The sequence below is a fragment of the Blastocatellia bacterium genome (genome assembly GCA_025054955.1).
Taxonomy (GTDB): Bacteria; Acidobacteriota; Blastocatellia; order HR10; family J050; genus JANWZE01.
In genome coordinates this window covers 1-2,319 of sequence record JANWZE010000109.1, presented here as the reverse complement: position 1 = coordinate 2,319, position 2,319 = coordinate 1, and the positions used below count along the sequence as shown (strand labels likewise).

Genomic DNA, 2,319 nt, shown 5'->3' with positions numbered 1-2,319 from the left:
ATGTCAAACCATACCATTATCCTCAGCTTGCCGAGATGCTTCTCAGGATTCATCTTGGCCAGACTACCGAGAACCCCTGTGATCGCCCCCAATACTCCCAGGGAGCTGCCAACAATTGTGCCGACGTGATCTACATCATTCATGATTCCTCCAGCGTGGAGTAGGTGTGATAGAGGGGCATAGGCGAAGATGCTCACACCTCTTACGCTTGACCCTAATGCCCCTTCTATTTCCACATTATGTTACTGTTTACGTTAAATTCATACATCCGGAAGTGGGCAATCACGACTCACACAGACAGTCGAGGTGCACCTACTGTTTAGGCAGTTGCTTTCATTACAACCGCTGGTCGCACAGTGACTGCCAGCACAGTGACTAGCGCAGTTACTGAGGAGGCACCAACTGCCTATGCAAAGGCTACCAAGACAGAAACTACGGAGACAAATACTGCCCAAGCATAAACTCCCACTCAAGCTTATGGGGTTAACCTCTGGACCTGCTTGAGGAATGGACTCCCGAGGGAGCCCCGCGTAGATAAATCCCTCCCCATTCAGCCCTTTTATTGAGTGTTTCAGTTTCTCAGCGAAGATGGGTGACATCATGTCAGCCGTGGCTTCATTCAAACAAACTGACTGGGGCGGCGTAAACCCCTCCAAAAAAGTTTGAGCCAAGACTGAAATAACCAACACTCGACACCAGCACGGCTACTATCCCCCACCGAGCGAGCGGTTTTGACTTAAACATACTCAGCATTTTTCACTTCCAAATAGAAAATGTCCCTGTTCCTTGGTGCAAATGGTGTGCCAAGATTCTATGGGTCAAACTCGGAATCTGTAACTGATTGAACCTCAAGAGATCACAGATTTTCCATCACTCCACCAAGGCCAAACGTTCACTGACCAAAACCAAGCTCAAGTGGTCAAGATTTGACCACCCGGCTGTAACCAATTCATGAAGTGAAACTTCTCGGTGGTCAATTTTTGACCAGGGTGGTCAATTTCTGACCAGCCCACATCGGCGACCACAGGCTCACTCATCAGCCTCGATCCCATCCTTTTTGCACCAAACATGCATGACACGGTCAAACGACACGTTGCGATGGCTCACTCATCAGCCTCGATCCCATCCTTTTTGCACCACGCCCGGAATGTCCCTCGGCTGATGCCCAAGCTCTCAGCGGCTTTGGATTTGTTCCCCCGGTAGACTTCCAGCCGCTGTCGAATGGCGAGTTCGCAAATCTGATCCAACCTCAGGTGATCCAGCCCCGCCAATCCACTGCCGCTGACCAATCTCGCGGGCGTGTCTTCCCAACCTTTCAACAATGGTTCGACATCGTCTACCTCTAATGTCTGCCGTGTCGGATCAGCGTGGATAACGGCCACCTCCAATACACTGAGCAACTGGCGCACGTTGCCCGGCCAGGACTGTCGTTTCAAATAGGCCATCGCCTCTGCTGAAACCGAGATGAGATTCTTCTGATGCTTGCGCGTATACACGACGAGGAAATACCTGACTAAGGCTGGAATATCAGCCGGGCGCGCTCGCAGCGGAGGCAGCACCAGCCGAGCCGGAAACCGGAAGTAAAGAGACCTGAGGAATTGGTTCTGTTCCACCAGCTTGTCCAAGTCTCGATCAGTGGCTGCCATCACGCGCACATCGGCCTGGATGAGCTTTCTGCCTCCCAGCCGGTGGAAGGCTTTCTCTTGCAGCACGCGCAGTAGCCTGACCTGCTGCGATAAGGGCAAGTGGCCGATTTCATCCAGAAATAACGTGCCGCCATGCGCCTGCTCGTACCAGCCCTGACGTCGCTTGGCCGCTCCGGTAAACGCCCCCGCCTCATAGCCGAATAACTCAGCCTCGAAGACCGTCTCTGGAAACGCTGACACGTTCAGGGGGATAAACGGACCTGCCGCCCGGCTGCTCAATTCATGGATGCTATGGGCCAACAGTTCCTTTCCAGCTCCAGACTCTCCGACTAGCAACAAGTCTACCTCAGATGCAGCCAGTTCGGCCGCCTGCTGCAATACGGCGACTGTCTTGGAATCTGCTGCAATGAAGCGAGGGAAGTTCTTTTTGATATCAATGGCAGAAAGCTTTTGCTTCATCGCCCCTCCTTGGTGGATGTGACCTTAGCTTTCGTCGCTACGAAGCTGGAACGAGCCCTTTCTCTGGCTCGGCGAGTCGTGGCTAAACCAATTTGCTCCGATTCATCATCCCGAACTTCCTAACGAGACGGGACTGATCCGCAATTACTTGTGCCGCCTTGGGAGCCCTCACCAAATTAAGCTTGATCCTGTCCTACACGAGGCCATGCGTGCG

General features: G+C 52.9%; 2 protein-coding genes. Both read right to left on the bottom strand.

Features of this window, described 5'->3' with window-relative positions; translation table 11 throughout:
* Positions 1-911: 911 nt before the first annotated feature.
* Entirely contained in the window at positions 912-1,037 is a 126-nt protein-coding gene (locus NZ823_14090; protein ID MCS6806257.1) for a hypothetical protein, read from the bottom strand.
* A gap of 66 nt (positions 1,038-1,103) precedes the next feature.
* Positions 1,104-2,105: a sigma-54 dependent transcriptional regulator gene (locus NZ823_14085; protein ID MCS6806256.1), complete on the bottom strand. Its 1,002-nt coding sequence runs from the start codon at positions 2,103-2,105 to the stop codon at positions 1,104-1,106.
* Positions 2,106-2,319 lie beyond the last annotated feature (214 nt).